The organism is Mycolicibacterium setense (assembly GCF_000805385.1).
Classification (GTDB): Bacteria; Actinomycetota; Actinomycetes; order Mycobacteriales; family Mycobacteriaceae; genus Mycobacterium; species Mycobacterium setense.
This window is the reverse complement of sequence record NZ_JTJW01000006.1, coordinates 143,823-168,033: the sequence shown is the minus strand read 5'-3', so window position 1 is coordinate 168,033 and position 24,211 is coordinate 143,823. Positions and strand designations below refer to the sequence as shown.

The window sequence follows — 24,211 nt, the reverse complement described above, 5'->3', positions numbered from 1 at the left end:
AGCGGAGGTATCTGGTGCCAGGCAGCCTCGAACTACTCGTCACATCCGTTGCCACACAACTGATGGCGGTGGACGCCGCGACGTCGGTCCCGGTGAGTCAGCAGGTGCTGGCCGAGCTGGTCTCGTTCTTCGATGTGGACGTGAGCTTCCTGCGGCACAACGATCATGAGGCACACGCGACCCGGCTGGTGGCCGAGTGGCCGCCACGCCCACCGGACACCCAGACCGACCCGATCGCGGTCATCCACTTCGCCGACGCCGACCCGGTGTTCGCGATGGCCGAACATCTCAAGGAACCCGCGGTGTTCCGCCCGGAGCCGGCCACCGACGACTACCAGCGCACCATCGAGGCCGGTCGGCACATTCCGAGCACCTCGATGGCCTGCGTGCCGTTGCTCTCCGGAGATGTCACCACCGGCGTGCTGGGTTTCGTCAAGTTCGGGGACCGCGAGTGGCTCCCCGCAGAGCTCAACGCACTCAAGGCGATCGCGTCGTTGTTCGCCCAGGTGCAGGCGCGCATCGAGGCCGAGGACCGGCTGCGGTACCTCGCCGATCACGATCACCTCACCGGGCTGCACAACCGCAGGGCGCTGATGGCCCATCTGGAGGCCCGCCTGGCCGCCGGTCAGCCCGGCCCGGTGGTGGTGATGTTCTTCGACCTGGACCGGCTCAAGGCGATCAACGATTATCTGGGCCATACCGCCGGAGACGCCTTCATCAGCATCCTGGCCGAACGTTTGCAGCGCGGCGACGACCAACCCAAACTCATCGCGCGTCTCGGTGGCGACGAGTTCGTCGTGGTTCCCGCTGCGCCGATGACGGCCGAGGCGGCCACGGCGCTGGCCTACCGGCTCCAGTCGGTTCTCCGCGAACGGGTCACGATCGACGGCGAGATGCTCACCCGCACCGTCAGTATCGGCCTGGCCCAAGGCATTCCGGGCCGTGATTCCACTTCCGATCTGCTCAACCGGGCCGACCATGCGGTGTTGACCGCGAAGAACTCCGGGGGCAACCGGGTCACGGTGTTCTCCGATGCGATGGCGATGGAGATCGACTTCCGCAACGACATCGAGTTGCACCTGCAGAGTGTGATCGAAAGCGGCGCGCTGGTGCTGCACTACCTTCCCGAGATCGACATGCGGACCGGCGAGGTGCTGGCCGCCGAGGCGCTGGTGCGGTGGCAGCATCCGACCCGCGGCCTGTTGTCCCCCGACTCGTTCATCGGCGTGGCCGAATCCATCAACCTGGCAGGCGAGTTGGGTCGCTGGGTGCTGCGGACCGCGTGCGCCGAGTTCGCCCGGTGGCGGTCCAACGGCGTGGGCCGCAACATCGTGCTGCGGATCAACGTGTCCCCGGTGCAGCTGGTGACCGACGGATTCGTCGCGTCGGTGGCCGGCATCATGAAGGAGTTCCGCCTGCCCCGCGGATCGGTGTGCCTGGAGATCACCGAGAGCATCGTCGTGCAGGACATCGAAACCACCCGCTCGACCTTGACCGGGCTGCACAAGGTGGGTGTGCAGGTGGCCATCGACGACTTCGGCACCGGCTACAGCGCGCTGTCCCTGCTGAAATCGCTTCCGGTGGACACCCTCAAGATCGACCGCAGCTTCGTAGCCGGACTCGGATCGGACCCGGGAGACCTGCCGATCGTGCGCGCGGTGATCGCCTTGGCCGGCGCCTTCGGCCTGCAACTGGTGGCCGAAGGCGTGGAGACCGAACGCGCGGCACTGACGCTGTTGCGGCACGGCTGCTACCGCGCGCAAGGCTTCTTGCTGTCCAAGCCGATCCTCGGCCATGAGATGGCTGCGCTACTGGCCAAAGGGCGCGTGCCCGTGCATTTCTCAGCCGCGCCGCGCACGTGATCGATACGACTCACGCGGTGCGTCCTGCACTCCCCCGGAATGGCAGTAATCCGATCGTGTCGTGTCCGGCTGATGGTCCAGCAGCTCGACGCGGCCGAATCTGCTGGCGCTGTAGCCGACCAGGCCCACCTGCAGGGGCTTGCCGGGCTCGATGAGCTGACCGTCCGCGGCCGGGCCGGCGACCCGGGGTTCGGTCGAGAGCGCCACGCCGTGACGGGCCCGGAGGGCCAGTGGACCGTCGGCGGTGTCGAGCACCACACCGAGTATTTCGCCCTCCTCGAAAACGAGGCTCTGCAGCGTGCTGTTGTCCAGGGCCTGGATCTGCCGGTCGAGTACCTGGGCCGACAGCCAGTCACCGACCACCGCTGCGGTGCCGGCCGCGTTGTCCGCATCCAGCGTTCCGAGCACCTTGACCTGGATCTCCTCGCCGGCGCGGGTCTTCATCGAGGTCGTGCCCCGGTCCGCCAAGCGGGTGTAGAGCACCCCGTAGGGAGAGGTCAGGCAGTCCTGCGCCCACTCCTGAAGCCGTGCGCCGTAGAACGGGGCGATCCGGCCGCGTCCGGAAACCGGAGTCCAGTCACTGACCGGCCGGACCGTCAGCCCGCTGTCATATTCGGCATCGGTGACCGGTTTCAGATCGGCCGACAACGCATCGAGATAGTCGCGGGTGTCGGGATCGGCGATGCCGCTTCCCAACCACGGGGCCTCCGGGCCGGGAGTCACCGAACCTGTGGTCGCGCTGCCCTGGCCGGCGATGTACACGTCGAGCCCGGCATCCGCTGCCGCGACCGCCGCCGCCAGCGCCCCAAAGCCTGAACCGCAGCAAACGACGTCGACTTCCTCATCCCACATCGGCTAGCGACACTCCGGATGCACCAACGGGTACCTCATCAAGATCGAACCCTCTTGGTGGCAAAGAAATTTTGGGGTTGCCACGGCCCGCACCGGGATTCGAGGGGGATTGCCGGTGCAGGCCATGGCAACGTTTCCACGATAGCCCCTGGCAACCACCGACCGAGAAATGGTGGCGCTCGCCACAGTGCCCCGTGCCGCAGCGGCGCGAGCCGCCGGGCGGGCATCCCGCGACGAACCAAGAGTTATCACGCTAAGCACGATACATACCTTTAGAATGATCTGCACGTACGGTGAAGACTTTGAGTCTGCTGGTGGCGACGGCGAATAAGACACGGCGCCGGCCGGTCAGAGTCAGAAAGGCCCTGAGGTGACTGAGCAGCTCGACCGACGAGCAGAGCTGACCCGTCTCCAGATCCTGCAGGCGGCGGCCCGACAGTTCGCCCACACGCCCTACAGCCTGGTCAGCCTCGACGACATCCTGGCCGATGCCACCGTCACGAAGGGTGCGCTGTACTTCCATTTCCGGTCCAAGCACGCGCTTGCGGTCTCGATCGTCGAGCACCGCACCGCGCGGGCGGACAAGTCGGTCGAGGACGTCCTGGCCCGCAACCTGTCCGGCGCCGAGACGTTGATCGACCTCTCGTGCCTGGTGGCCGCCGAGGACATCGGTGACCCGATGGCGCGCGCCTGCCTGAACCTGGTCGAGTCCATCGGCCGGACCGACGACCTCGGACCGCGCGTCCTCGGGGAATGGGTGCAGGGATTCGCCGGTATCGCCAAACGCGCCATTGGTGAGGGAGATTTCACCGCCGACAGCGATCCGGAAGCGATCGCCCGATTGTTGGTGTCGATCTACCTCGGCGTACGCCAGACCAGTGACCTCGACGATCCCCCGCGTTTTCTCACCGACCTCGAGCACAGCTGGCGGCTGGCGCTACCCGGGTTCGTCGAACCGGAGCGGCTCGGCTACCTCAAGCAGTTCATCCGGCGTCGCACCGCGGTGGGCGTCAAGAAGGTGGTGCCGCTGCGCCCCCACTCCCCCGACACCGCGCCCGACGCAGCGGCCGGGCGAACCTGAAATGGCACGCCAGGCCCGATCCGAGCTGACCCGGCAGAAAATCATCGCCGCCGCCGTCGACCTGTTCAGCGAACACGGCTATCCGGCGACCGGACTCGGCGACATCATCGCGCGAGCGGAGATGACCAAGGGCGCGCTCTACTACCACTTCGATTCGAAAGAATCACTGGCCGAGGCGATCATCGCCGATGGCGGCAACACGATGCTGACCGCGTTCCGAACCATCACCGAATCTTCCGCGCCGGCTTTGGAGAACACCATCCACGGGTTGTTCGTGGTGGCCGACTTCACCCGCTCGGACAGGGTGGCACAGATCGGCATGCAGCTGTTGCGGACGTTCAGCGGTTTCAATCCCGCCGCCACCCGGGTGTACGCGAGCTGGCTCGATGAGCTCGCCCAGCAGTTGACCCAGGCAGCCGATGAAGGCGATCTACGCGAAAACCTCGACGTCGCAAGCGCAGCCGAGGTGATCCTCGGGTCGATGCTGGGCGCCGAAGCTCTCTCGCGCGCAAACGCGACCGGAACGGATCTCCGCCAACGGGTGGCCCGCACATGGGATCTGCTGCTCCCCGCGATCGCCAGCGTCGAAGCGCTGGACTACTTCCGTGAGTTCCTGGCCCGCGAATCGTTGCGCCGGGCACAAGCAGCGGGCTAGGTAGGCCGGTCCTACAACTCTTCGGCCCACAGCCGCTCGGTGAGGTCCTGGAACGTGGCCAGCACCACTGGATCGTCGCCGCGCAGCAGCGCCGACTTGCTCATGCGCGCGCGCACGATCGAACCGTCGCGGTGGACCAGGTCGACCAGCAGGCCCGCGTTGGCCCGCATGACCGAGACGGCCGACCCGTCAGCAGGCAGCGAGTGGAACATCTCAGCAAACTGCATGTTCGTGACGGCATCGGTGTCGCGTCCGATCATCTCGCCGAATGCGGTGTTGGCGAAGAGGATCGCTCCGTCCTCGGCGATGGCCAGAACCGGCACCGGGAACCGCTCCAGAACCACCAGGGCCGGAATGTTCTGCAGCAGTGCCATCGGCGACTGGGGATCCTGACCGCTCTGGCGACGCTCCACGTCGTCGATTATCGCCTGCAGGCGCGGGGCCGGCGCCACCAACACTGCGCAACGTGCGGGGAAGGCGATCCGTCGACCCACGGGAAGGACTGGGGTGGCCTGCGCCACTTGACTAACTAGGTTTACTCTGTGGAGCAACACCGGCAGACAGGGGCAGGCATGGACCTGAAGTGGTCGACGAGTGACCAGGAGTTCCGCGACGAGGTGCGCGACTTTCTCGCCAAGAATCTGACCCCCGAGATCCAGCGTGCGGGCCGGCTGATGACGAGCGTCTACGCCGACCACGACGCGAGCATGGCGTGGCAGAAGATCCTCCACGAACGTGGCTGGGCAGCTCCGGCCTGGCCGGTGGAATACGGCGGCTGCGACTGGAGCCTTACCCAGCACTACATCTTCAGCCGCGAGTCCACGCTGGCCGGCGCACCGTCACTGTCACCCATGGGCATCCGCATGGTGGCCCACGCCATCATCAAATTCGGCACACCGGAGCAGAAGGACTACTTCCTCCCCCGCATCCTGACCGGCGAGGTGTTCTTCTGCCAGGGCTACTCGGAGCCCGAGGCCGGGTCGGATCTGGCCGCGCTGTCGATGGCCGCTGTGTCAGATGGCGACGACCTCGTCTGCACCGGCAGCAAGATCTGGACCACCCACGCCCAGGAAGCCAACTGGATGTTCGCACTGGTGCGCACGACCCGTGGCGCCAAGAAACAGCAGGGCATCACGTTCGTCCTGATCGACATGACCTCCCCCGGCATCGAAATCCGGCCGCTGGTGATGACTTCCGGCGAAGAGGTGCAGAACCAGGTCTTCTTCGACGAGGTTCGGGTGCCGAAATCGAACGTGATCGGCGCCATCGACGATGGCTGGACCGTGGCCAAATACCTGCTCGAATTCGAGCGCGGCGGCGGTGCCAACGCGCCGGCCCTCCAGGTGCTCGGTGACGAGATCGCAGCGGTCGCCGCCGAAATGCCCGGACCGGCCGGTGGCCGGCTGATCGACGACGCGGCCTTCAGCCGCCGCCTCGCCGACGCCCGTATCCGCACCGACGTGCTGGAGATCCTGGAGTACCAGGTACTGGCCGCGGTTGCCGAAGGCGGCCATCCCGGTACGGCGTCGTCGATGCTCAAGATCCTGAGCACCGAATTGAGCCAGACGCTGACCGAACTGTCCATGGAGGCCGCGGGTCCGCTGGCCCGCGCCTACCAGCCGCATGCCACGTTCCCGGGCGGCCCGGTGGCCGAATACGAACCGCCGGCCGACGGCTATCACAGCGGCGCGCCGTGGCAGGCGGTCGCCCCATTGCGCTACTTCAACGACCGGGCCGGCTCGATCTACGCCGGTAGCAACGAAATTCAGCGAAACATCCTCGCCAAGGCAGAACTGGGGCTCTAGATGGACTTCAACCTGACCAACGAACAGCAACTGTTGCGCGACGGGCTGACCAAGTTCCTGGCCGGCCGATACGACCTGGCATCGAGCCGTGCCGCGGCCAAGACCGGCCCGGGCTGGCAGCCCGAGATCTGGCGCGGCTTCGCCGACGAACTGGGCATCCTGGGTGCCACGCTGCCCGAGGAGGCCGGTGGCATCGGTGGCGGCCCGGTCGAAACCATGGTCATTGCCGAGGCGTTGGGCTATGCCCTGGTAATCGAGCCGTTCGTCGACACCGCGGTGATCGCCGGCGGCCTGCTGCACCGGTCCGGCGACGCCGCCGCCGACCTGTTGGAGGAAATCGTCGCGGGCTCGGCCATCGTCGCGCTGGCGGCCACCGAACCGAGTTCCGGAGACAACTGGCGCGACGTGTCTACCACTGCACGCCGCGACGGTGACGAATGGGTGCTCAACGGCTCGAAGGTGATGGCCGTCAGCGCACCGCTGGCCACCCACCTGCTGGTGACCGCGCGTACCTCGGGGGAACGCGCCGACACCGACGGGATCTCCCTGTTTCTCGTTGATATCGACTCGGTGACAACAGGATTCACTGCCCATCACTACCGCACGGTGGACGACCGCAGGGCATCCGATCTGACGTTCTCCGACGTGCGGGTACCGGCCGGCGCGCTGCTGGGCGCCGAGGGCCGGGCCTGGCCGTCGCTGGAACTGGCTCGCGACGAAGGAGCCGCGGCGGTGGGCGCCGAGGCGGTGGGCGCTATGCGCAAGGTGCTGGCCGACACGGTCGAATACTGCAAGCAACGCCAGCAGTTCGGCCAGCCCATCGGCAGCTTCCAGGCGCTACAGCACCGGATGGTCGACATGCACATGGAAGTCGAACAGGCTTCGGCGGCGGTCTATCTCGCGGTGCTCAACCTCGATGCCGATCCCGCGCAACGGGCCAAGGCGGTATCGGCGGCCAAGGCCACCATCGGACGTGCCGCACGCTTCGTCGGGCAGAACGCGGTGCAGCTGCACGGTGGCATGGGTATGACCGAGGAACTGGCGATCGGTCACTACTTCAAGCGGTTGACAGCGGTCCAGTTCGAGTTCGGCTCAACCGATTACCACGTCGCCCGCTACGCGGAGCTGACCCGGGGCTGAGGGCTGCGGCCGCGGAGTCGCACCCAGGCCAGTCGGCGTTGCCGGAGGCGGACGCCTCCGCCGGCACCCCGGCGCCGTAATCTGGATCGGGTGAGTGTGCGGGGCTGGCTGCTGCTGGGCGCCATGAGCATCATCTGGGGCATCCCGTACCTACTGATCAAGATCGCCGTCGACGGCGTCTCGGTACCCGTTCTGGTCCTGGCCCGCACGGCCGTCGGCGCAGCCGTGCTGTTGCCGTTGGTGATGTCGCGCGCCGCGTGGGCACCGGTGCTGCGGCATTGGCGACCCGTGCTGGCGTTCGCGTTCTTCGAGATCATCGCGGCGTGGTACCTGCTCTCCGATGCCGAACGCCACCTGAGCAGCTCGCTGACGGGCCTGCTGATCGCCACCGCCCCGATCATCGCCGCGGTGCTCGACCGGCTCACCGGCGGAGAACGGTTGGGCGCCAAACGAATCGCTGGACTTGGGGTGGGTCTGGCCGGGGTTGCTGTGCTCGCCGGACCCGGGCTGGCCGGTGGGCACGGCTGGCCGATCGCCGAAGTGCTTTTGGTGGCAACCTGTTACGCCATCGCTCCGCTGATCGCCGCTCGTTATCTGGGTGAGGTGCCCACGCTTCCGCTGACCGCGGCGTGTCTGACCATAGCGGCGCTGATCTACACCACACCGGCGTTGATGACCTGGCCCGACCAGATGCCGTCTCGGCGCGTGCTCATCGCCCTGGCCGCACTCGCCGTGATCTGCACCGCGCTGGCCTTCGTGGTGTTCTTCGCGCTGATCCGCGAAGTCGGAGGCGCGCGGGCGCTGGTGTTCACCTACATCAACCCGGCCGTCGCTCTGGCCGCCGGAGTCATCGTGCTCGGCGAGCCGCTGACCGTGTACAACGCCGCCGGGCTCGCGTTGATCCTCGCCGGATCGGTCCTGGCCACCCGCACGCCCCGCGAAGCCGATCCGGAGATCGACCCCGAAGAAGTCAGCCGCGCCGGCCCGCGCTGAGCATCTCCTCGATCGAAACGAACTTCACCCGGGGCCGCGCAGCCTGGACCCCGCGGTCACGTTCGGCGGCGTCGATCGCACGCCAGCCCGACCACCCGACGGCTTGTGCTCCCCGCGCCGCCAACAGGGCATCGAGCGATTCACGGCCCGCGACGTCACGGGTCAGCAGGCCGGCGTCGAAATCCGCCCACAGCTGGGCCACGGTCTGCTCGGCGCACAGCCGGTTCGTTCCGATCACCCCACGCGGTCCGCGTTTGATCCATCCGGTCACATAGGTGCCGCGCACCGGTGCACCGTCGACGACGCGGCCCGACTCGTTGGGCACCGTCCCGGAGTCCTCGTCGTAGGGCAGTCCTTGAATGGGCAGGCCGCGGTAGCCGATCGACCGCAGGATCAGGGACGTCTCGATCATCTCCGTACCGCTGTCGCCGCGGACCTCCAACCCTTCGGCACGATCGGTGCCACGGATGGCGACCGGGGTGGCGCCGCAGCGGAACACCACGCGCTTGTTTCCAGGGGTCGGGATGCGCTGGGAATACTCGCGGGCAATGGCGAGTTTGAACGAGGTTTCGATGTCGTCGTGGTCGTCGTCGGCGGGAAGGTCGTGAGCGTCCACGATGACGTCGACACCGTCGAGGTGCCCCAACGCCAGGAATTCCCCCGCCGAGAACGCGGCGTCAGCGATACCTCGCCGGGCCAGGATCACCACTTCCCGGATCGCGCTGTCGGCCAAGGCATCCAGGGTGTGCTCGGCGATATCGGTGGCCGCCAGCGCATCCCGGTCCATCAACAACACCCGGGCGACATCGAGTGCAACGTTGCCGTTGCCGACGATGACCGCCCGCTCGGCCGACAGGTCGAACTGATGCGCGGCATGGTCGGGATGGCCGTTGTACCAACCGACGAACTCAGCGGCCGCGTGGTGCCCGATGAGATCCTCGCCGTCGATTCCCAGTCGCCGGCTGGTGGCCGCACCCACCGCATAGATCACCGCGTGGTGATGGGCCAGCAGCTCGTCATGGTTGATGGTGCGGCCGACCTCGACATTGAAATGGCTGGCGAACCGCGGGTTGATGAACGCCCGCTCGAAGATGTCGACCACCGACTTGGTGTGCTGGTGGTCAGGGGCCACGCCGGCGCGTATCAGGCCGAACGGCGTGGGCAGGCGTTCGAACAGATTGACCTCCACGCCGTCGACGTCGATCAGCTCGGCCGCGGCATAGCAGGCCGCCGGCCCCGATCCGACGATCGCCACCCGTAGGGACCCCGCCTCGACCCGGGCTCGCGAGGCGGGCGCGGGCAGAGTCGCCGGCTCAAGTGGATGGCGCTCGAAGTATGCGGCGTTGAGTTCCTTGAACCGCCGCATCTCACTTGGCAGGTCCTCTTCGTAATGGATGGCGCCAACTGGGCACTCCTCGAAGCATGCGCCGCAGTCGATGCACGAGTCCGGATCGATGTAGAGCATCTCTGCCGACGCCGAATCCAGTCCGCCCTCAGCCGGACGGATGCAGTCCACCGGACACACCGGCACACAGCTGGCGTCCTTGCAGCAGTTCTGCGTGATCACGTAAGCCATCGTGCCTCCCCTTCAGATCTGCCGTCGAGCGTACTGGACACCTGTCCGATTTAGCGAGCCGAGAACCTCGGCACGCCCGCCCACCGGCAGTCGACCTGGACGAATCTCAGTATTGAAAATGTGTTGATACAGGCAATTTCAAGCAGTGATTGCCAACTGCGCCGTGGGTCTATATCTTGGACACATGTCCAGGCCAGCGGTGGCTACGGTCACTCGCCTACACGACCCACAATGTCAGCGTGTTCGCACGCAGCGTCGTGTCTTCGGTGCGGCGGCGCAGCTTCTCGATACACACGACGACGTTTCGGTGCCGGCGCTGGCAGCGCGCGCGAAGATGGCGCCCGCGGCGCTCTACGCACATTTCTCGTCCATCGAGGTGGTGTTCGCCGAGCTGTACCTGGACCGGGTGATTCAGCTGCCGCTGGACATCGACCCCGCGGCCAGTGCCACCGACCGGGTCACCGAGCAACTCACGGCCCTGACGTTGCTGATGGCCGATGAGCCCCGCTTGGCACGGGCTTGCACCCACGCGCTGGTGAGCACCGACGACGACATGGTCGACGACGTCCGCTCCCGGATCGCCGCCGAGATCACCCGCCGGATCTCGACGGCCTTGGGCGCCGGGGCGTGGCCCGAGGTACTCGCCACGTTGGAGTCGGTGTTCTGGGGCGCACTGTTGCAGGCCCAATCGGGGGCGATGAGCTACCGGCAGATGGCCCGCCAGCTCGAGACCATGGTCTCGCTGATCGTGCCCGGGAGCTGAATCAGGCTGTGGCTCAACAGGTGCCCGCCGGAACCACCCAGGCGTGCTCGAAATTCAGTTCTGAGCTCGCGAGGATCCGCTTGCGAATCCACTCCAGCCCATTGGTGGCGCCGACGCCCAGCGCGGAGTTCATCCACATGCGCTCTCACTCGGGAAGGCAATCGCCTTACACGGGGCTCAGCGTGAAGGGCATCTCGATGGCCAGGGGCAGATTGATTCCACACGCACCGCTGGGCCCGACAGTCGAGTCCCAACCCCTGAACATCGCAGTATCGTTGGGATCTCGGTAGAACTTGAAGATCTGCTTGCCCGGAGCGGTGCTGCCATCGTCACAGCGCACCCAGTCAGGGACGGTGCGCGTGACAAACCACAGCTTACTGACGTAGCGCGCCTCGGCACTCCAGCCGCGGTCGCTGCTGACATGACCCACGCAGTCATAGGCTCCGCTGCATGTCGAGGTGATGGTCCAGGTGCTCGACACCGTTGGCTCATCGTGGAAGATCTCGTTGGTCTTGGCCCACTGCCCATCAGATACGGCCCGCATCGTGGCGTTGATCGCGATGTCCTCAAATGTAGCCCGTGCGACAGGAACCGACTCCGCTACGGCCACCACGGCTGCGGTCGTAACGGCCGTGGCGACATGCCGCATCGCGGACCAGGCCGCGGTCATGACATACCGACCGCAGGATCGAGGATCAGGTCCTTCCACTTGTCTTGCGACTGCTCCTGCGACGGTCGTGCGACCAAGTTGGCCTGGACATGTGTCGAACCATCGGGTGTCATGAACCGGCCAGTGCGCGGATCGTATGTAGCCACCGCAACCGATGGGCCCGGCGAGGATTTGGAATACGCGGACGGTGCTGCGGGTACCCCGAGCTGCGGAGCGTCGCCCGGCACGGGTTCCGGTGCAGGCGGCGGGCCGTCGGGCACGGGCGCGGAGGGATCGACGCCGGGTGGCAAGGGTGTGCCGCCGAGTGGCGCGTGGGTGTGACCGTCGTAGGTCACCCGATCATCGGGGGGGACTCCCTGGGCCAGAAGATTGGGGTCGACCGGTCCGGGGCCGAGCGCGTGCTGGCGCATCGCCAACGGCATGTATGGCTTGTCGCTCTCGCAGATCTCGACTGTCGGTGCCCGTTTACCCGGCTTACCCATACACGGCAGGTTGCGGGCACCTCGTACGAGGATCGGGGAATCCTGCGGCAGTTTGCAATACAAGCCGTCGGGTGTGTCGATGGTCGTGGTGTCACTCGGCGACCGCCACTGTGAGGGCGGGAGGAACCCCACTGTGCACGCCGGGGGGTCGCTGATCTCGATCCTGAAATTCGCCAGCGGCAGTCCCGTCGCATTGTTGTTCGGCGCGATGGCTTGCAGATCCGCGAAATACGGCGGGATCAACACCAGTAGTTGCTCAAGGGAAGGCAGATACGTCATGCCCACCTGCCCCAGGCTCGTCAGGTTGGCCAGCAACACTGGCAACGTCGGCTTCACGCTATTGAGCAGACGTGATACCTCTTGCAGTGCACCCGGTCCCTGCTGCAGTATCGTCCGGATATGGGGATCCCCTGCAACCAGGCGGCCGCTTACGCCGGCCAGGCTGCGGGCCCATGTTCTGGTCGCGTCGGCGGACTGCACCTGACCATCCAAAAGCGGTCCCGAGTCATCGATCAGCGCCTGCGTCTGCCCGGAGATCGAATGGAAGTCCCGGGCCACAGTTGCCGAGGAATCGATGAGTGACCCAACGTCGAATCCTGCATCGTCGAGCGCTGTGGAGGACTCATCGAGCAGAGCGGCAAGCTTGTCCTTTGGGATGCTGCCAAGTAGTGCGCTGACGTTGTCGAGCATCGGACCGACAGGTTGTGGGATGCTCGCGTCGCGACGCGCGATCACCGAGCCCGTCTCCAGGTAGGGAGGTGCCGAGGCGCGGGGGCGAAGATCAACGTATTGCTCACCGATAGCACTGACGCTGCGCACTTCGGCAACCAGATCTGCGGGAATGCGCGGCGAGGAGGCGAGCGACATCGTCGCCTCGGCACCTTCAGGAGTGAGTTTGACGTCGATGACCTTGCCGACCTCGACCCCCCGGTAGGTGACGTTGGACATCCGGTAAATCCCGCCGCCGGCAGGGAGTTCGAGTCGGACGATGATGCGGCCGAGGCCGAGCAGGGTCGGTGCCTGAATGTAGACCACGGTCATCGTTACCATTCCGACGACAGAGGCGATCGCAAAGATCAGCAACTGGACACGGATGAAGCGGGTCAGCATCAGCCACCCCCACTCGGTGGTGCGGGTGTCGGTAGGGGCGGCGCCGGTGGCGATTGCAACGGTGCAGTGAGCGGATTGTTCGCGTAGTAGGCGTCGTATCCAGGGTCGCCGGGTGCAGGCACCAACTGGATATGCTCGTTCCCCCAACGAGTTCCGGAGAGCACTCCTCGCTTCAACCTGGGTACGGTGAGGTCGAACACCGCGAACAAGTTCATGTAATCACCCTTGATTCCGCGGTCAATCACGTTTTGCCCAAAGGGCATAACCGGCAAGAAGGCCAATGCTGTGTCGATGTCGGGTCCCACGTCTGCCAACGCCCGAACTGTCGGGTCGAGATTGTGCAATGTGGCGACCAAATCGTTTCGACTGTCGTCGATCAATCCGCGCGTTGTGGTGCTGAAGACACGCATCTTGTCCAATGCTGTTGTTATTCGCGGCCGCTCGGCTATCAACACGTTCAGAGCCGGAGGAATGTCCTCAAGCGCACGGGTGATTACGTCACGCTGATCAGCCAGCTCGCCGGCCAGCCGGTTCAGCGCTTGGATCGACGCGACAATGTCGGCTCGCTGGGTGTCGAACACACCAACGATCTCGTTGAGGTTGGTGAGCAACTCACGCGCGTCGGATCGGTGCGGGCTCAGCGCGATATTGAAGTTGTGGATGATGTCACCGATCTGTCCCAATCCGCCGGAGTTCACCACTGCCGACAGTGTCGTCAGTGTCCGCTCGGTGGTGGGGTACGCGGTGGTTTCGTCCAGAGAAAGGGTGGAATTGGGGGCAAGGCGCCCCTGCGGCACCTGGTCCGCGGGCACATCGAGGGACAGGTGCATCGAACCGAGGAGGCTGGTCTGCCCCACCGACGCTTTGACGTTGCCCGGGACGACGACATCGGGTCGCACCGAGACTTCCACGTGGGCATGCCAGCCCTCGATGCGCAGGCTGCGCACACTCCCGACCGTGACGTCATCAAGCAGTACGGGCGAATTAGGTTCCAGTGTACTGACATTGGACATCTCGATGTGGTAGGTGATGGCGCCTGGGCCGCGGCCATCAGCACCCGGCAAGGGTAGCGAATTCAACCCGCCGAAGCTGCAACCGGCCGTGATGAGGGCGCAGCAGCCCAGCACCGCACCGCGGCGCAGCGATCCGATGGGGCTCAAGGTCACGGCGCTCCTCCCTCTGCGGCTCGTGGCGGTTCCGGGGGCGGCGGCACGGGCAAATCGGGCGGGGACGCCGGCATCAGAATCCCGCTGAGGTCTGACTGGCCCGACGGTGGCCCGTCGCCGGGTGGCGGGAGCACGTCCCCGGCGCCGGTGTAGGCAGAGACCGCCGGTGGCGTTTCCGGCGCTTGCGGCTTCGGGCCGGAACCTCCTGGGACGAGGCCTGGTTCGGTGTACAGCAGATCTTCCGGTGGCGGGACCGATGTCAAGCCCGGATTGACGGGGAACGGGAGGTAGTTGAAATTCATCTGCTTCAACGCGGGACCGAGGTACTGATTACAGAGCTTCGCGGTTTCCGGCGCAGTGGTGTTTTCGATCGCGCCGATCGCGCCGCACAAGAATTCAACCGGATTGCTGAAATTGACAAATGTAAAGACCCCGGTGGCACCGCCATCACGAGGATCGAACATGTTCAACGTGTTCGCGATAGCAGTCGGCGCAACATGCAGGATCTGTTTCAGGTCGCGCTGATGATCCGCGACGTTCTGCATGACGCTGGCCAATCCCCTCACCTGCTCTGCAGCCGGATCGCGGGTATCTCGAACGAACCGCTGGACCTCACCGACGACTTCGGAAACATTCGCCAACATGGCGTCGAGATCGGACTTGCTGCCGTCGAGCACACTGGTCAAGCTGGCGAGCCGATCCTGGAATTCCACGATCTGAGTCGAGCTGGCCTTCAGCGTCGTGATGAACCTCTGCAGGTTCTTGATCGTCCCGACGATGTCGCCACTTCCGTCGGCCAGTATTCTCCCGGCGCCGGACAGTTGGTTCAGCGTTTCACGAAGCTTCGGTCCATTGCCCGCCATGGCATTTGCGGCACTGTCGATCACCCGTGCGGTTGAAGTGCCGGAGACGCCGTTCTGGGGGCCCAATTCGCTTGCAAGTCTGTTGAGTTGGTCTTTTACTTCATCCCATTCAACGGGCACCGCAGTACGCTCCAACGGTATCTCGGCGCCGTCGGACATCATGGGACCGTTCCACCGATACGGCGGCGTGAGCTGAACGTATCGCGCGGAAATCAAGTTCTGAGCGACGATGACAGCACGCGCGTCGGCAGGTATCGGCACGTGGCGATCCACAGTCATCGTCACACGCACAGAGGCCCCATCGGCCTCGATCGACTTGATCGTGCCAACCCGAACACCGGAGACCTTCACCTGATCTCCGGGGTATACGCCGGTCGCTGTGGTGAAGATCGCCGTCAACGCTCTCGGCGCGAAGTAACGCATGTGAGCCAGGTACGCCACGCCGGCGACCAGCAATGCCGCCAGCAGCAGCGCGGTCAGTTGGGCAGTTCTGCTTCTGATCACCGGCCCCACTGCTCCTGCGGCTGTGGAATACCGTTGCGAGGAAACGGAATCTCGGCGCGCGGCCCGGCATTGTCCGGTGGTTGACCGGCATCGGTTCCTCTACGGAAGCCGAAGGCGTAGTCGAGAAATGGCTGCAGCAGCGACCCTTGGGTGAGATTGGGGAGGTAAGCGACGTAGTAGGGACCGTTCGCGACCAATTCGCTCAGACCGCTCTCGTACTTCGCCAGACCCGGAATCGCCTTGGCGAGGTTGTCACGGTTCTTTTCCAGGACGGCCGTCACCGAGTTCAGCTTGTCCAATGTTGGCTTCAACTCCTGCTCGTTCTCCTTGATGAGGCCCGTAATATGCTGGGCCAGTGCCGATGTGTCGGCAATGAGGTTCACAATGGCCTGCCGGCGCTGAACCAAGGTGCCGGTGAGATCGTTGGCGTCGAGTATCAGCGTGTTCACCGCGTCGCTGCGCTGAGCGAGGATCTCAGTCACCTCCGAGGTGTTCCGGAGGAGTTCGGAAACCTTCTCGTTCCGGCCGTTGAGCGTTCTCGAGAGCCGGGTGAGCCCATCGAAGGTCGGGGCCAGTTCCGGGGCGATTTGGTCGATCGTGCTCGACAGCACGTCGAGGGACTGGTTCAGAGAGTCTGTATCGGTATGCGCGACGTTGGTGGTGAGGTCACCCACCATGTCGGTGAGCGAGTATGGCGAAGCGGTACGCGTCAACGGAATTCGGTCGAGCGGAGCCATCGTTTCCGACCCGGTCGACTCGAGCGTCAGCATGCGCTCACCGAGTAGGGTTCCGGTGCCGATGTGGGCCGTAGTCTGGGAACCCAGCCGGATGTTGTGGTCAACTGCGAAGGTGACCAGCGCGTCGCCATGGTCGAGCTTGACCTCGGTGACAGTGCCGATCTTGACCCCGGAAATCTTGACTGGATTGCCAGGCTCGAGTCCACCAGCTTCGGCGAACGCCGCCTGATATCTGATCGAGGACGCCCAATTGGTCAGTCGTTCAGGCTGAAGGCCAACGGCGATGATGAGGACGATGAGCGCGACGCCGATGAATCCAGCACGGATGACATCCATTCCGCGGTATTTGTTCATGGGTTCTCCGCGCACCTTCCGGTCTCCTGCTTGATCCACGGAAACACCGCGGTGCGGCCCTGCAGATCGCTCACCCTCCAGGTGACTCCGCACAGGTAATAGTTGAAAAAGCTGCCGTAGGATCCGATTCGGGCAAGCTTGCGATAGTTCTCGGGCGCCTTCTGCAGTGCGCTGTCAATGAGGTCTTTGTCGGAATCCAATGCCGGAGCCAACCTGTTGAGCTGATCGACCGTGGCTGCCAGCGGCGGGCGAACATCGCCGAGCAGACTGGCCACGGATGCAGTGCCGTTGCTCAGTGATTCGATCGCCGCGCCGATCGAATCACGGTCTGCCGCGAGGTCCCCAACGAGTTGGCGAAGCCGGTCGAGGGCACCGCCGAATTGCTGACCACTCTGGCTGACGGTCCCGATCGCTACGTTGAGGTTGTCGATGAGGCTCTCGATGACCTGACCGTTGTCGGCGAGCGTGCGAGTGAAGGAAGCCGTGCGCGCCATCAACGAGTGCACATTGTCACCCTGGCCCTGCATGATCTCGATCAGTGTGGTCGTGAGGACGTTTACATCCTGGGGTGCGAGCCCCTGCATGACCGGCTTGAGACCGTTGAGCAGGACGTCTAGGTCGAGCGCGGGAGAGGTGCGCTCGATCGGAATCTGCGCGCCCGAGGCCATAATTTGCGTCGACCCCGGTCCCTGGGTGAGTTCGAGGTAGCGGTCCCCGACCAGGTTGAGGTAGCGGACTGACGCCCGCGTCCCAGTCGTCAGTGTCACCGCGGTGTCGGCGTCGAAGTCCACGACCACTGTCTTGTCCGGCCGAAGCGTGACTGCATCCACCGTTCCGGCGCGGACCCCGGCCACCCGCACGGAGTCGCCGACCTTGAGGTCCGAGACGTTGGTGAACACGGCCGAGTAGCGAGCATCCGTACCGCCCCGGTAGTCGGCGAACACGGCGATGAGCGCGGCCGTCAGGATCGCCATGACGGTGGCGAAGGTGCCGAATTTCAGCAGGGTGAATCTTCCGTGGCTCATCCCGGCATTCCGATCTGCGCCGAGTTTCGAGGCGGGCCGTCGACGCGCATACCGAGCAGCCATTGTTTGAGCGCCGCGGTGTTGAATTCGTTGCCCGGATTCCCGTACTCCCATGGGTTGGTCCCGACGTCGGCAACGACGTAGGGCGGACGGGTTTCGAACGGCACCTGCGGCAGGCCTACGCAGCGCGGGCCGCCGGTGGCCGCCACCTTCGGCAGATCCGAGGGATATCGGTAGGGGTCGGCTCCCCACAGCAGACCGGCGATCACCTCTGCCCCCGGCACCCGCAGCGGCGGGACGTTCGACATGTTCACTGCCCCTGAAAGCGCGCAGGTGAGCGCCTGATTGTAGGTTTTGGTCAGACCGGTTATCGGCGTAAGCAACCGAAAGACATCGGTGAGCGGGGGCCGATTCGTTCCGATGATGTCGTTTCCGATATCGGCGAGTCCAATGACGCTTGTAAGCAATGAGTCCAATCCGTCTCGCTGGTCCACGATCGTCTTGCTGATCTGGCTCGCGTTGTTGATGGTGGTGAGCAAGTCGGGCGCCGCGTCCGCATAAGCGCTCAACACCTCAGGCGCAACGGCGATGTCATGGCTGAGGTTGGGCAGGCTTGGACGGATTTGGGCGAGTCCGGCATTGGCGTCGGCAATCACCACGCCGAGGGCATGCCCGCGGCCAGTGAGGCCAGTCGACAGGGCGCTCAAGGTCTCGTTCAGTTGTTCAGGTTTGATCGTCGACAGCACCGACGTCAATTGCTCGAATACCGTGTTGATCTCGACGGTGACATGGTCACCTTCGATCACCTGGCCCGCACGCACAATCTCACTCGACGGATTCGGCGGGGAGTTCAGCGAAACGAACTTCGCACCGAACACGGTCGAAGATGCCAAGTCGACACGCACGTTCGCAGGAATCATCGACACGGCAGCCGGATCGATGGCGAGGTGCAAGAGCGCCTTGCCGTCCGCGCGTTGTTCGATGGACGACACCCTCCCAATCTGGATGTCGCGCATCTTGACCTTGGCGTCTGCGTTCATGACCAGGCCGGCGCGGTCAGAGACAACAGTGATCGGCACAGTGTTGTCGAACGTCCCGCGGAACAGCGCCGTACTCAGCGTCACAATCGCGCCAACTACGAGAACCATCGCCATGCCGGCGAGAGGGCGGATGAATCCGCGCGCTCCGAAACTGCGGCCCACCTCGCCACCCACAGGACGTGCATCGCTGTCGGCCTCTGATCGGTGTATCGGACCCGGTCCGAAATGTTTTGTCACTGAACTCTTTTTCCGGCTGTCGAGGCGCTCTGGTCACGGTATGGCTGCTCAAATGGCCGCTGCGATGAGGTGCCGGTGGGCTGCGGGCTGTCCACTCGCCTGATCACCATCCCCCTCATCGAGCAGTGACGGACAACACACCGGTCATCGTATGCAAATACTTCGTCTCTGAAAAGAGAATGACAGTATTCGTCTTGGCAGTGGTGTTGTTCTCGGGACTGAAACAGGGGCGCCTTCACGCGGTCAGGCCAGCCAGGGCCGGTCCCAGCGGTTACACATCGCGACTTCCGACAGCGGGCGGCGACGGACGGGATGATGTCGTCCCGCGGGCCAGCCCACCGTCAGCAGCGTCGCGATCTTCCAGTCGCCGGGAATACCGATGAAAGAACGTAATTCGGCGTCGCACGCGTCGTGCCAGAGCGTGATGGCAGCTCCCAGCCCCTGAGCGCGAGCGGACAGCAAGAAGTTCTGCACGGCGGGGAAGATCGACCCGCCCTGTTGCAGTTCGGTCGTTCCACGTTGCGGCTGTACACAGAACAGCACCAGCACGGGTGCTGCGCCGCCGACCTGCATGTGTTCGGCCATGGTCCGCAGCATGCGCGATCTCGGATCGCCAGCGCCATCGATGACTGCCGGCAGTTTGTAGAAGTCCTTCATCACCTCCCAGGTACGCCGTGCCGCGGCCGTGACCAGCTCACGGAGTTCGGGGGAATTGAGCACCACGAATCGCCATGGCTGCCCGTTGCCGCCCGACGGCGCCCAAGATGCCGCGAGCAGACACTTCTCCAGAACTGCATCCGGGACGGACTCGTCGCGGTACCGCCTGACGGCAGTCGCGGTCCTCATGACTGTCCAGAGGTCATCCGAAACCTGGTCGGCCGCCTGACGGGTCACGCGTGTACCGTCCGGTGCCGGCCCCCTCGCCGGCTGCCTTCACGCACCGGTCCAGTGATCAGGGGCAGATCCAGCGTGGACAGCAGGCCCGGTTCAGCCTCGATGACGGCCGGGATGGCGTTGAGTTCGCGCATCACCGTTGCGTAGGTGAGCCCGCGCATGTTGTTGCCACGTCCGTGCATCTCGAGATCGACGGTGTAGGTGGGCAACCCGTCGACTATCACGCGGTAGCCACCGTGCGGTGAAGGATGTCGCGGCCAGTCCGGGGCAGACTGTTTCCCCATTCTGGTGATGTGTTCCAACATGATTCGTTCCTCTCCGTCGACGATGCCGGCGAGTTTGAATCGCATGCCGCCCATGGTGCCCGGTTCGATCGATCCGGAGGCGACCTCGTAGCGTTCGGTCGCCAGCCATTTGTCAATGGTCGTGACCACATCATCGAGCGGCAGCCCGACACCGTCGGCGACCAGGTGAACGATCGGAGACCACAGCGCGGCCAGTCGGGTCGTATCGAAAAGCGGCGCCGGGTAGTCGGGTTCGTGGCCAAAGCCCATGAAGTCGAACATGATCTCGGGCTGCGCTATCGGACCGTAGTCGAGAATCTCCAGCATCGTGATGGTATCGACTCGGCTGCTGAATCCCGTCATGGTCAGCGCGATCACATCGTTGGCCCAGCCAGGATCGACGCCGCTGTTGAACAGGCTGGTGCCGCCCTCGCGGCAGGCGGCCTCCAACAGTTCTACGGTTTCACGATCGGCGGCTGGCGGATAGCACAGAGGCACAAGCGATGTGCACACCACATTCTTGCCGGCACGCAGACATCGAGCCACGTCCTGGGCCGCCTCTCGGTAGCGGTAGTCGCCGGAGGCGAAGAACGCCACGACTTCGGCGTCCATCGCGAGCGCGGCATCGATATCGCGGGTGGCGATCACGCCGGTGTCGGGCATGCCGCAGATATCGCCGGCGTCGCGGCCGTCTTTGGCCTCCGAATGTACGATCAGCCCGACGAGGTCGAGCCCAGGATGCGTGATGACCGCGCGCAGTGCCCCGACGCCGACTTGGCCTGGCCCCCAGAGGATCACCCTCGGATTGCTCATATCCGCGGCACCGCCGTCAGCAGCTCACGCAGATTGGCGCCCATGATGCGACCGATCACGTGTTCGTCCAGGGCAGCGATCTCGGGAGTCAACTCCGCCGGGTGTGCCAGGCCTTCCGGATGCGGATAGTCCGATCCGAACAGCACCCGGTCGGCACCGATCAGGTCGATGAGTCCGGTCATGTCCTCTTCGTGGAAGGGATTCACCCATACGTGCCGTTTGAATTGGGAGACTGGGTGTTCGGCGAACTCTCCGGGCATCTTCCGGTAAACACGGTCGAAGAGTTCGATTAGTCTGGGCACCCAGTTGCCGCCGTTCTCGACGACACCGACACGGACGCCCGGATGACGGGTGAAGACACCGTGGGCGACCAGCGCCGCGCAGTTGTCCAGGATCGATCGTGCGTCCTCGTACACGATCGTCTTGAAGGCGTCGGGTTTGAACGGCAGGTACTCCGCCCCGGCCCCCTCCCAGTCGCGGCTGTACCGGTCGTAGCCGGAGTCGCAGGCGTGCATGAGCACCGGGATGCCGTGTTGCGCCAGTCGCGCCCAGAACCGGTCGAAGTACGGCTGACCCATCGACGTGGTGCGACCGGAGACCGTCGCCACCGGTCGAGGGTTCACCAGTACCGCACGCGCACCCCGCTCCACACACCAGTCCAGTTCAGCCACCGCCTTGTCGACATCGGGCAGAGTGATCACCGGGGTGGCGAAGATGCGTCCGGCGTAGTCGAAGCTCCACTCCTCCAGCAGCCATTCGTTGTACGCGTGCACAACAGCGTGAGCCAGTTCGATATCGTCGGTCATCCGTTCCTCGAGCATGCCGCCGGTGGTCGGGAACATCACGCAGGCGTGCACACCCTGCTCCTCGAGCAGGGCCAACCGCTCGTCGGGCCGCCGAAACGATTCCGGGCAAGCGATGGGATTGGCCAACTCCCGCAATGACTTTCCATCCGGATTGATCCCGCGGAAGTAGTCGGCCCAGGCTCCTGGCGACGCGACCACATCGTAGGTCGGGTTCGGAATCGTGTCGGTGAGCTGGCCTTTGATCATCAGCTTCGTCTGACCGTTGACCTGAATCCACTGGATCGCGCTGCGGTACCGCTTCGGCAGGTGCCGGGTGTAGGCATCCATGGGTTCGTACAGGTGATTGTCGGCATCCCAGATCTCACGGATCGGCTGGGCCATGGGGCTCTCCTGACACGTTGTGAGAATATTGCTTCTCATTAACCGATAACATCATTACCACACGCAGCGTGGGGAGAATAGGGAGAACAATGAGCGGATACCGGTTCCTGAAGTGGCAAACCTACGACGACGGCGCAATCGTGCGGATATCGCTGAACCGCCCGGATCAGCGCAACGCCCAGAACCGCGGCATGCTCGCGGAGCTCGACGAGGCCTTCGGCGCCGCCGAGGCCGATGACACCGTCCGGGTGGTCATCCTGGCCGGCGAGGGCAAAATGTTCTCGTCCGGCCACGACATCGGATCAAAGCAGGCCATCAGGGAGTATCTGCCCGGGCCCGACCAACATCCGACCGCGGCTATCAACGGTGGGACTCGCGAGGGCGCCGAGAAATGCATGCTGCAGGAATGGCATTACTTCTTCCAGAACACCCTGCGGTGGCGCAACCTTCGCAAGATCACCATCGCCCAGGTGCATGGCGACGTATTCTCCGCCGGTCTGATGTTGATGTGGGCGTGCGACCTCATCGTCGGCAGCGATGACGTGCGGTTCGCGGATGTAGTCGGCACCCGGCTCGGCATGTGCGGAATGGAGTACTTCGGTCATCCCTGGGAGTTCGGTCCGCGAAAGGCCAAGGAGCTGATGCTCACCGGCGATGCCATCGACATCCACGAGGCACACCGAATCGGCATGGTGAGCAAGGTGTTCACCCGCGATGATCTTGCCCACAACACACTTGAGCTCGCGCGTCGCATCGCCGCGGTGCCTACCATGGCCGCGCTGCTCATCAAGGAGTCGGTCAACCAGACCCAGGACAACATGGGTTTCTACAACTCTCTGCAATCATGTTTCACCCTCCACCAGCTCAATCACTCGCATTGGGCCGGTATTCGAGAGGACAAATTGGCCACCGCGGGCCCGGAACAGGGCGTGCCGGACTGGCGCAGCGCCCCGCCCGTGGTGCTGGCGCACAAGGATCAGGTCCGGGCCCACGAATGACACCGTGGCGGCGATGGTGCGGGCGCGGGCCGCCGATCAGCAGGCGGTGCCGTAGCGGGCGTCGGCGACCCTGTCCAATGCAGTCATCGGATCCCCGTACACCATCGTCCATCCGCGGGCGCGGCGGTAGTACAGCTGAACATCGGCCTCCATACCGAAGCCGTACCCACCGTGCACATGAAGGCTGGTGCGGGTCGCGGCGCGGGCGGACTCGGCGGCGAAGGCAAATGCCATGGCGGACAGTTCGGTTGCCCGGTCGGGCTCATCGCCGAAAGCGCAGGCCGCCTTGAGCGCCAGCAGCCGCGCACCGTCGACGGCGGTGGCACCGTCTGCCAGCGGATGGGCGACCGCCTGGAAGGTCCCGATCGGCGTGCCGAACGCGTGCCGCTCCTTGGCGTACTGCACGCCTACCTCGATGGCACGGGCCCCTATGCCGGCCAGCGCGGCCGCCGTCAGCGCGAGCCAACGATCCAGCGCTGCCGAATACGCTGCCGCCGCCACATCCCCCTCGGCCAGGAGGACCGCCTCCGCATCGATCTCCACATCGGCCAGCGGAAGAGTGCCGAGATTCTCGACGATGGTGCGCGTCCGAATCGGCGACGCCACCAGTCGGTCTCCAATCAGTGCGATCACCACGTCGGCGACGGCGCCTGCCGGCACCAACGCGAGTTCCTGCCGGGTGACACGGCGAGGAGCGAAGGTGATCAACCTGTCCCCCGACATCGCCGCGGCCAACAAGTCTGCTCCGGCCGCGCCGCATCGGGCCAGTAGCCAGGCGGCCACCTGCGTCTCGACCAGTGGGGCGGAACCCGTTGCCCTGCCGTGCTGTTCGGCTAGCAGCGCCAGGTCCAGCACCGACGCGCCCCAGCCGCCATGGCCCTCGGGGACCGCCATTTCGACCACACCGGTGGCGCTCAGTGCGGCCCACAGGTCAGGGTCGAATCCCAGCGGTTCGGCGTCACGCACCCGGTCCGAACTGGATTCGCGCACGTACAAGGCGGCGAATGAATCAGCGAGTTGGCGTTGTTCCTCGGACAGAGTCAGGTCCACGTCAATTGCCCCGTTCCAGCGGATATGATTGCTCTTACTTTTGAGAATATCAGTATCGATGCAATCGGTT

The 24,211-nt window shown here is 64.8% G+C and carries 23 protein-coding genes; 8 read left to right on the top strand and 15 right to left on the bottom strand.

The features are described 5' to 3' along the window. The first annotated feature begins 62 nt into the window (after positions 1-62). Positions 63-1,862, top strand: coding sequence for a putative bifunctional diguanylate cyclase/phosphodiesterase (locus QQ25_RS11475; RefSeq protein WP_052235779.1), 1,800 nt, complete (start codon positions 63-65; stop codon positions 1,860-1,862). On the opposite strand, the gene QQ25_RS11470 is transcribed toward QQ25_RS11475, so the two are convergent. Then, positions 1,842-2,714 (bottom strand): FAD-dependent oxidoreductase, encoded by an 873-nt coding sequence (locus QQ25_RS11470; RefSeq protein WP_039378826.1) that lies wholly within the window; start codon positions 2,712-2,714, stop codon positions 1,842-1,844. The two genes, QQ25_RS11475 and QQ25_RS11470, sit on opposite strands and share 21 nt — an antisense overlap. Positions 2,715-3,084: 370 nt before the next feature. On the opposite strand from QQ25_RS11470, the gene QQ25_RS11465 reads away from it, so the two are divergent. Together QQ25_RS11465 and QQ25_RS11460 are read left to right on the top strand one after the other, a co-directional pair. Continuing rightward, entirely contained in the window at positions 3,085-3,795 is a 711-nt protein-coding gene (locus QQ25_RS11465; RefSeq protein ID WP_039378825.1) for a TetR family transcriptional regulator, read from the top strand. Between the two features lies 1 nt (position 3,796). Further along, positions 3,797-4,450, top strand: a complete 654-nt coding sequence (locus tag QQ25_RS11460; RefSeq protein WP_039378823.1) for a ScbR family autoregulator-binding transcription factor — start codon at positions 3,797-3,799, stop codon at positions 4,448-4,450. Positions 4,451-4,461: 11 nt separating this feature from the next. Here QQ25_RS11460 and QQ25_RS11455 read toward each other — a convergent pair whose 3' ends face one another. Further along, a complete protein-coding gene (locus tag QQ25_RS11455; RefSeq protein WP_201774236.1) occupies positions 4,462-4,824 on the bottom strand; it encodes a PAS domain S-box protein in 363 nt (120 codons plus the stop codon). Positions 4,825-5,022: 198 nt separating this feature from the next. Between QQ25_RS11455 and QQ25_RS11450 the strand changes: the two genes are divergently transcribed. The 3 genes from QQ25_RS11450 (at position 5,023) to QQ25_RS11440 (ending at position 8,388) form a co-directional block, all read left to right on the top strand. Next, on the top strand, positions 5,023-6,255 hold the full coding sequence (locus QQ25_RS11450) for an acyl-CoA dehydrogenase family protein (protein ID WP_039318011.1): 1,233 nt from the start codon (positions 5,023-5,025) through the stop codon (positions 6,253-6,255). After that, entirely contained in the window at positions 6,256-7,395 is a 1,140-nt protein-coding gene (locus QQ25_RS11445; RefSeq protein ID WP_039378822.1) for an acyl-CoA dehydrogenase family protein, read from the top strand. Positions 7,396-7,485: 90 nt separating this feature from the next. Then, positions 7,486-8,388: a DMT family transporter gene (locus QQ25_RS11440; protein ID WP_039378820.1), complete on the top strand. Its 903-nt coding sequence runs from the start codon at positions 7,486-7,488 to the stop codon at positions 8,386-8,388. On the opposite strand, the gene QQ25_RS11435 is transcribed toward QQ25_RS11440, so the two are convergent. Next, the gene (locus tag QQ25_RS11435) at positions 8,366-9,964 is read right to left on the bottom strand and encodes an FAD-dependent oxidoreductase (RefSeq protein ID WP_039378819.1); all 1,599 of its coding nucleotides are present in this window, start codon (positions 9,962-9,964) and stop codon (positions 8,366-8,368) included. The genes QQ25_RS11440 and QQ25_RS11435 overlap by 23 nt on opposite strands. 184 nt (positions 9,965-10,148) lie before the next feature. On the opposite strand from QQ25_RS11435, the gene QQ25_RS11430 reads away from it, so the two are divergent. After that, a complete protein-coding gene (locus tag QQ25_RS11430; RefSeq protein WP_039378818.1) occupies positions 10,149-10,727 on the top strand; it encodes a TetR family transcriptional regulator in 579 nt (192 codons plus the stop codon). A gap of 13 nt (positions 10,728-10,740) precedes the next feature. Here QQ25_RS11430 and QQ25_RS31530 read toward each other — a convergent pair whose 3' ends face one another. The 11 genes from QQ25_RS31530 to QQ25_RS11380 all read right to left on the bottom strand — a co-directional run bounded on the left by QQ25_RS31530 (position 10,741) and on the right by QQ25_RS11380 (position 22,093). Further along, entirely contained in the window at positions 10,741-10,866 is a 126-nt protein-coding gene (locus QQ25_RS31530) for a hypothetical protein (protein ID WP_264020554.1), read from the bottom strand. Positions 10,867-10,893: 27 nt separating this feature from the next. Beyond that, positions 10,894-11,397, bottom strand: a complete 504-nt coding sequence (locus tag QQ25_RS11425) for an Rv2253/PknI dimerization domain-containing protein (RefSeq protein ID WP_234711896.1) — start codon at positions 11,395-11,397, stop codon at positions 10,894-10,896. Beyond that, positions 11,394-12,989: an MCE family protein gene (locus QQ25_RS11420; RefSeq protein WP_039378817.1), complete on the bottom strand. Its 1,596-nt coding sequence runs from the start codon at positions 12,987-12,989 to the stop codon at positions 11,394-11,396. Before QQ25_RS11420 ends, QQ25_RS11425 begins: the two co-directional genes overlap by 4 nt. Beyond that, positions 12,989-14,149, bottom strand: a complete 1,161-nt coding sequence (locus QQ25_RS11415) for an MCE family protein (RefSeq protein ID WP_276015951.1) — start codon at positions 14,147-14,149, stop codon at positions 12,989-12,991. Before QQ25_RS11415 ends, QQ25_RS11420 begins: the two co-directional genes overlap by 1 nt. Positions 14,150-14,151: 2 nt before the next feature. After that, positions 14,152-15,531, bottom strand: a complete 1,380-nt coding sequence (locus QQ25_RS11410) for an MCE family protein (protein WP_234711895.1) — start codon at positions 15,529-15,531, stop codon at positions 14,152-14,154. Continuing rightward, the gene (locus tag QQ25_RS11405) at positions 15,519-16,613 is read right to left on the bottom strand and encodes an MCE family protein (RefSeq protein WP_039378815.1); all 1,095 of its coding nucleotides are present in this window, start codon (positions 16,611-16,613) and stop codon (positions 15,519-15,521) included. The genes QQ25_RS11410 and QQ25_RS11405 overlap by 13 nt, the downstream gene beginning before the upstream one ends. Then, on the bottom strand, positions 16,610-17,638 hold the full coding sequence (locus QQ25_RS11400) for an MCE family protein (RefSeq protein ID WP_039378814.1): 1,029 nt from the start codon (positions 17,636-17,638) through the stop codon (positions 16,610-16,612). The genes QQ25_RS11405 and QQ25_RS11400 overlap by 4 nt, the downstream gene beginning before the upstream one ends. Beyond that, the gene (locus QQ25_RS11395; RefSeq protein ID WP_039378813.1) at positions 17,635-18,915 is read right to left on the bottom strand and encodes an MCE family protein; all 1,281 of its coding nucleotides are present in this window, start codon (positions 18,913-18,915) and stop codon (positions 17,635-17,637) included. Before QQ25_RS11395 ends, QQ25_RS11400 begins: the two co-directional genes overlap by 4 nt. 243 nt (positions 18,916-19,158) lie before the next feature. Beyond that, positions 19,159-19,761, bottom strand: coding sequence for a nitroreductase family protein (locus QQ25_RS11390; protein ID WP_039379827.1), 603 nt, complete (start codon positions 19,759-19,761; stop codon positions 19,159-19,161). A gap of 44 nt (positions 19,762-19,805) precedes the next feature. Then, positions 19,806-20,891 (bottom strand): NAD(P)H-dependent amine dehydrogenase family protein, encoded by a 1,086-nt coding sequence (locus QQ25_RS11385; RefSeq protein ID WP_039379825.1) that lies wholly within the window; start codon positions 20,889-20,891, stop codon positions 19,806-19,808. An 11-nt stretch (positions 20,892-20,902) separates the two neighbouring features. Further along, positions 20,903-22,093, bottom strand: a complete 1,191-nt coding sequence (locus tag QQ25_RS11380) for an amidohydrolase family protein (RefSeq protein ID WP_039378812.1) — start codon at positions 22,091-22,093, stop codon at positions 20,903-20,905. 89 nt (positions 22,094-22,182) lie between these two features. On the opposite strand from QQ25_RS11380, the gene QQ25_RS11375 reads away from it, so the two are divergent. After that, entirely contained in the window at positions 22,183-23,091 is a 909-nt protein-coding gene (locus tag QQ25_RS11375; RefSeq protein WP_039378811.1) for an enoyl-CoA hydratase, read from the top strand. A 36-nt stretch (positions 23,092-23,127) separates the two neighbouring features. Here QQ25_RS11375 and QQ25_RS11370 read toward each other — a convergent pair whose 3' ends face one another. After that, a complete protein-coding gene (locus QQ25_RS11370; RefSeq protein ID WP_039378810.1) occupies positions 23,128-24,141 on the bottom strand; it encodes an acyl-CoA dehydrogenase family protein in 1,014 nt (337 codons plus the stop codon). Positions 24,142-24,211 lie beyond the last annotated feature (70 nt).